Origin of the sequence: Secundilactobacillus yichangensis (assembly GCF_016861565.1) — a bacterium.
GTDB lineage: Bacteria > Bacillota > Bacilli > Lactobacillales > Lactobacillaceae > Secundilactobacillus > Secundilactobacillus yichangensis.
On record NZ_BOLK01000015.1, the window covers coordinates 45,340 to 51,866 of the forward strand.

At 42.3% G+C, this 6,527-nt stretch carries 5 protein-coding genes; 1 reads left to right on the forward strand and 4 read right to left on the reverse strand.

Features of this window, described 5'->3' with window-relative positions; all coding sequences use genetic code 11:
* Positions 1-19 precede the first annotated feature (19 nt).
* The 4 genes from JUE95_RS10770 to JUE95_RS10785 form a co-directional block, all read right to left on the reverse strand.
* Positions 20-676 carry a MarR family winged helix-turn-helix transcriptional regulator gene (locus JUE95_RS10770; RefSeq protein ID WP_203651464.1) on the reverse strand — a complete coding sequence of 219 codons (657 nt, stop codon included), beginning with the start codon at positions 674-676 and terminating at the stop codon, positions 20-22.
* A 447-nt stretch (positions 677-1,123) separates the two neighbouring features.
* Positions 1,124-3,502 carry a phosphoketolase family protein gene (locus JUE95_RS10775; RefSeq protein ID WP_203651465.1) on the reverse strand — a complete coding sequence of 793 codons (2,379 nt, stop codon included), beginning with the start codon at positions 3,500-3,502 and terminating at the stop codon, positions 1,124-1,126.
* Positions 3,503-3,857: 355 nt separating this feature from the next.
* Entirely contained in the window at positions 3,858-4,829 is a 972-nt protein-coding gene (locus JUE95_RS10780) for a nucleoid-associated protein (RefSeq protein ID WP_203651467.1), read from the reverse strand.
* A 133-nt stretch (positions 4,830-4,962) separates the two neighbouring features.
* Complete coding sequence (locus JUE95_RS10785; RefSeq protein ID WP_203651469.1) at positions 4,963-5,691, reverse strand: GntR family transcriptional regulator; 729 nt, start codon at positions 5,689-5,691, stop codon at positions 4,963-4,965.
* Positions 5,692-5,850: 159 nt separating this feature from the next.
* Between JUE95_RS10785 and JUE95_RS10790 the strand changes: the two genes are divergently transcribed.
* A complete protein-coding gene (locus JUE95_RS10790; RefSeq protein WP_203651470.1) occupies positions 5,851-6,360 on the forward strand; it encodes an aminoacyl-tRNA deacylase in 510 nt (169 codons plus the stop codon).
* Positions 6,361-6,527: the final 167 nt, after the last annotated feature.

Below are 6,527 nucleotides of genomic sequence, written 5' to 3' on the forward strand. Positions count from 1 at the left end.
TTTGCCTCGTTTTTATGATTTAGTAGTTATTACGTTCTGGGTCAAAGCCACCTTGATGCGGGTCAAAACCATCGGGGCGTGGACCAAAATGACCGTTGCGTGGGTCTTTGCCGCCGAACCCATTACCTTTAAAACCACCCCATCCTTGAGGCTTCTGACCTTTAAAGAAGGCGTTTGGCATATTATCCAAAAAGTCTGGTCGTTCTTCACCGTCGTCCCACTTAGCAAACTTTTCGTTTAAACTAGTAGTAAGTTTATTCAGTAATTTGCCCAAGGTCTCTTGTTCTTCCTTGGTGAGTGAGTCAAACAATTCATCGGAAAATTCTGTTTTGAAGTTATGAGATGAAGTAATCGTTTCTTTACCCTTTTCAGTCAACGAAATCAAACTAACGCGCTTATCTTCAGTTGAGTCATGGCGTTCAACTAAGCCTTCTTCTTCCAGCTTCTTAACCATGACGCTGACGGAACTTGGCCGAATGTCTAGTTCATCAACGATTTGAGAGTTGGTTAACTGATCTTTATCGTTAAGCAACAGCAATACACGCATTTGACCACGTTGCGGCTGTTTAGCCCAAAACTGCTGACCGCGCTTAGAGAAAGTTGAAAAGCCACGTTGCCGAAAAGCCATCATGAAATCGCCAAATTGTTTTAATAAATCTTGTGAGTTGTATGTCATTTTAAAGATCCCCTTTATCCGAACACTTAGTTAGTTTTATACAAGATTAACTAACGATCTAAACTATAATTCATTAGTTAGTCCGTGTCAATAAAAACTAACAATTTATTTTATGTAGTAATATTCCCCCATTTGCGACAGCAACCAAACCGTTCCGCTGACTAAACGTGATGAAGTAAATGTAGTGGAGTGAAACCAGGCAGTTCGTGGTGTCGAAAGCAGTTAGCTTCCGTCCTTTGGAAGGTTACTGCTTTGCGAAGACGGAGGAGATCCGCCCTGAGCGAAGCGAAGTGCTAGCTCCGGAGCAAGCCACGACGAGCTGCCTGGTTTCACGCAACGAAATGAACTCTTAACCAATCCCCTTACCTAATATCGATCTTACTCAACAAAAAAGCACTCCGAGAACTAAATCTCGGAGTGCTTTTAAAATGCTTTTAAGCAATTAAATTACTTAAGTGGTGTCCACTTCCAGTTCGTGACTTCTGGCATATCTGTACCATATTCACGAATGTAAGCAGTGTGCTTAGCAACCATGTCATCCATGCGTTGTTCGAAGTATGCACCCTTTACAGCGTATTCTGGCATGCTCAACAAAGCATCCTTTGCCAAGTGATAACGGTCAAGTTCGTTCAAGACACGCATATCAAATGGTGTGGTGATATCACCGTTTTCACGGTAACCGTGGACACGGAGGTTGTGATTGTGACGATCAAAGAACATGTCACGTACCAAGTCTTCGTAACCATGGAAGGCGAAGATGACTGGCTTATCAGTTGTGAAGTAACGGTCGAATTCTTCGTCGCTCAGGCCACGAGGGTCCTTCTTTGGTGAACGAAGTCTCAACAGATCAACAACGTTGATAACCCGCATCTTCAATTCTGGGAATTCGTCGTGCAATAATGATACGGCGGCGAAGACTTCCCAAGTTGGTTCACTACCAGCGGCAGCGAAGACAACGTCAGGTTCTTGACCTTGATCAGTTGAAGCCCAGTCGATGTAGCCTAAACCATTGTGAACCAAGTTAGTGGCTTCGTCGATTGAGAACCATTGTGGACGTGGGTGCTTTGAAGTAACTAACAAGTTGATTGTCTGATAGCTGCGGAATGCAACGTCAGCAACGGCAAGCAAGGTGTTAGCGTCACCTGGCAAGTATTCACGAATTAACTCTGGCTTCTTTTCGTACAAGTGAGTTAACATACCTGGGTCTTGGTGAGTGTAACCATTGTGGTCTTGCTGGAAGACAGTTGAAGTATCCACGAAGTTCAATGATGGATACTGCTTACGCCATGATTGTTCTGAAGCCTTACGTAACCACTTCATGTGTTGCGTCAACATTGAGTCAACGACACGGCCAAATGACTCGTAAGTTGCGAAGAAGCCATGACGACCAGTCAAGACATAGCCTTCCAACCAGCCTTCAGCTTGGTGTTCAGAAAGTTGTGAATCAATGACACGGCCTTGAGGAGCCATGTTTTCATCGTTAGGTTCTTTGATAGATTCTTCCCATTGACGCTTACCAGTATCAAGCATTGAGTACAGACGGTTTGACTTCGTTTCATCAGGACCGAATGCACGGAAGTTATCAGGGTTCAGTTTCATGGTGTCAGCAACCCAGTCAGACCAAACAATCATGTCTTGAGCAGTGATAGCACCTGGCGTCTTAACCTTGATAGCGTACTTCTTGTAGTCAGGCAGTTTCAATGGTTCTGGCTTGATCCCACCATTTGTGATAGGGTTCATTGCCATCCGTTGTTCGCCCTTAGGGGCCATATCACGAACGGATTGCTTGATCGTACCGTCTTCGTTAAAGAAGTCTTCTGGCTTGTATGACTTCAGCCAGCTAACTAACTTATCAGCATGTTCCATTGCACCTGCAGCAATTGGTAGCGGAACTTGGTGAGCACGGAATGAACCTTCAACGGGGTTACCATCGAAGTCTTCCTTAGGACCAGTCCAGCCTTTAGGTGAACGGAAGATGATCATTGGCCAGTTAGGTAATGAATTATCATTGTTTTCACGGGCATTCTTTTGAATAGCCTTGATCTTTTCAATGGCTTTGTCCATAGCCTTAGCCATGTCTTCATGAACGGGTTCGTGATCGTCAGGGTTCTTAACTTCAACGAACTCTGGATCCCAGCCCATACCTTTGAAGTAGCTAGTCAAGTCTTCATCACTCATCCGTGAAAGGATGGTTGGGTTAGAAATCTTGAAGCCGTTCATGTTAATAATTGGTAAAACAGCACCATCTTTGATTGGGTTGATGAACTTATCTGAGAACCATGATGTAGCTAATGGACCAGTTTCGGATTCACCATCACCAATTTCAACAGCGGCAATTACGTCTGGGTTATCTAAAATTGCACCAGTACCGTGTGAAAGTGAGTAACCAAGTTCGCCACCTTCGTGGATTGAACCTGGAGTTTCAGGGGCAGCATGTGAAGCAACGCCACCTGGGAATGAGAATTGCTTGAATAATTTCTGAAGACCTTTTTCGTCTTGAGAAATATTAGGGTAGATTTCTGAATAACTGCCATCAAGATATGAGTTAGAAACCATAACTTGACCACCATGCCCTGAACCTTCAATGTAGAACATATTCAAATCATACTTCTTGATGACCCGATTTAAATGTGCGTAGATAAAGTTTTGAGAAACAATTGTTCCCCAGTGACCAATCGGCTTAATTTTAACATCGTCTGAAGTCAAGTCGCGGTTCAATAATGGGTTGTCCCGTAGATATAGTTGACCAACAGATAAATAGTTAGCGGCACGCCAGTACGTGTCAACGCCTTCCAAATACTGTTTGGAATCGTAATCTTCTGCCATTAGAGTAACACTCCTTTAATTGATTAAAGATAACTGCACGACGTAATCAATGCAGTTGAATATGATGCGTGAATTACCAGATACAACATGTATCGATAATTTACATACTTTATGATAGTCCCATTTACATAAAAGTCAACCGCTCTGAAAATTGATACGGTCCAATCCTTAGACCTCATCAAGTGAATACTTTTAAGGCTTCAAAAGCTGATGACAGCAATCATAGCAGGGCCCTCAGTTTGCTTTCAAAAACAGTTAAAAAATGAAAAATCTTTTTAAAATGGAGGATCAACACGAACAGTAATAGCAAAAATGGCTAGTTCTCGTATTAACGGAACTGGCCATTTTAATTCAATTAATCACGCTCAACATTTTTCACAATAACCGACATAGTACCGTCGGGATTCGTGCGAAACTCAACCACGTCTTTATTCTTCAAAACGTCCACTGGAACCGTCATTTCAATGCCATTTCCAAGCTTAATTTTTTGTTTTTGATACTTCTTCTCAAAAATTGGTGCGTTGGGTACCCGAACCGTCTCCGAAACGCCGCGTTCTTTGAGCTTTTCTTTAAACGCTATCTTAGCTTCCGGGTTATTCTGGAAAACCGTTTCAGCAACGTGGTCACTATCAATGCTTTCGTCCTTCTTGATACTTTCATACACGGCTTTATGTGTCTCTGGTACCGTTAATACGTCAGCTTCAGTATATTTCTTGGCTGTTTCCTTAACCGTTTTTTCAATCACTTTAATTTCGTCAGAAACTTTTTTAACCACCGGCATCTTTAAAACGTTCTGCGCAAAGGTCCAGTCTTCACCGTTATTATCGTACTTCTTCGATTGAACTCGAATCGTATCTCCCATTACTAAGAACCCGTCTTTAACCGTCTGAACCGGAGCCGGCAAAATGGTTTTGTTTTGAATGATCGTATTGACCAATGTGTCATCGTCGTACTCGATCGAATGTAAATACTTTGCGGTGTAGTCCAGCTTGACCATTCCAGTTAACTCAACCAAGTCATCATTTTGAGCACGAAAGAAAAGCAGATCACCGCCGTTAATCTTTGTTGCACCTTTGATTGCATTAAAGAAATCCAGACTAATTTGAGCTGAATTGTCGATAAAATCATCTGGATGATCAACCAGCTGCTTTACAATCTGACAATCATCGAGGTTAGTTTCCGTATACTCAGTCTTCATTAACTTTTCAATGACCTTTTGAAGGTACTCCTCCATGACCACGTCACTAGGGTCAACTGCCTTATGCGACACAACAACGTTGCCTGAATCCTTATCCATCACGTGGACGACTGCTTTTAATATTCTCATGGGACCACCTTCGCTTAATTATTTGCTTACAATCATACGTGAATGATCAGCCTGACACAACTAAACGGGTACAAAAAGGAGTTAGTGGCAACATGTGCCCCTAACCCCTTATAGCTACTTAATATTCGTCTTTCTACTCTTCATCCAGCGTCACAAACGTATTGTAGTTGAAGTAATCATAGCGTAAACGCATGTTTGAAACTTCAAACGGTGTGCCATCATCCAAGAAGAAGATACCTTCCATAATCGCAACTGGTTCGGTAGGCTTTAAGCCCAACAGTTCTTGGTCTTCTCCATTAGAAGGTGCAACCTTCATCGTCATGAACGACTTAGTAACTACCTTATTTTGAACGTCTTCCAGATAGTTAAAGATGGAACCTGAAACCACCTTTTGTGATAGTTCAGGCGCAATCTTGATTGGGATAAACCCCCGTTCAATCATGAATGGGTGATCATCAAATAACCGTAGGCGCGAAATCTCATACACGAAATCGCCTTTTTCCAGGAAAAGGTCTTGCTGCATTTCTTCATTAGCAGGAACAACTTTAAAGGACAGCAGTTTGATGCCCTGAGTCTGACCATCACTCTTAAAACTGTCTGTAATCCCTAAATTTGAACCTTCGTAATGAAAAATCGTTTGGTTCTTCATGTATAATGGATTAATAAAGGTGCCAGAACCGCGTTTCTTGAAAATGATACCTTGATTTGCTAAAACACTAAGTGCTCGCTTGATTGAACTGCGACTGACGTTGTATGCTTCACTTAGGCTGCGTTCATCTGGTAATCGTTTGTTTGGAAACTGATTATCGTGAATTCGCGATTTTAAGTCGTGCAATACTCTTCTGTAAACTAAATCTGTCATTCCAATCTCCCTTGCAACTAACTCACTGATTTTATAATTAAATCGAGTATAACAGATTTTATAGTGTTCGGATAGATTGAAACGCACTATTAATTAAATTGGTCCTTATTAATTGTTCTTCTGGACTGCACCAAATTATTTAAGTAAGGAATGGTCATTATGTCAAAAAAGAAGAAAAAAAGTCAATTACATAAAACATTAGTTGAACAGATTTTGGATAAAGCCAAGATCAGTTACGAGCAGTTATCGTTTGCAACCCACGAAGCGGGTGACGTTCAGCAAATGGACGTCGATGAAAGTACCTTTGACCAGCACACAATTTATAAAACGCTGGTTGCTTCCGGCAAAACGACTGGTCCTGTTGTCGGTGTGCTGCCACTGGACACCCACCTCGACCTTAAAAAGTTAGCCAAAGCTTCCGGCAACAAGAAGGTCAACATGGTGCCTTTAAAGGAACTGGTCAAGACCACCGGCTACGAACACGGTGCTAACACCCCTATCGGCATCTGGGAAAAACTGAAGTACCCGATTTACTTTGATAATACTGCCAAAGAACAGGGCGAAATTATTGTTTCCTCTGGTCAGATTGGCCGTTCCGTAAAAGTGAACGCTGAAGCAGTCTGCAAGCTGGTGAACGGTGAGTTTACGGATTTGCTGGAAGAAGAATGAGACAGTTGACTTCTATATCGACTAATTGGGCTACATCAGGCAGAGAACTGCATGTAAGTCAACTCTGGTATAAATCCAAAACCAGGATTTCCACCAGAGTCGTCTTACACTCCGTTCTCTAAACGCCTGCTTTCGCACCTTGTTCTAATTGGGCTACATCAGGCAGA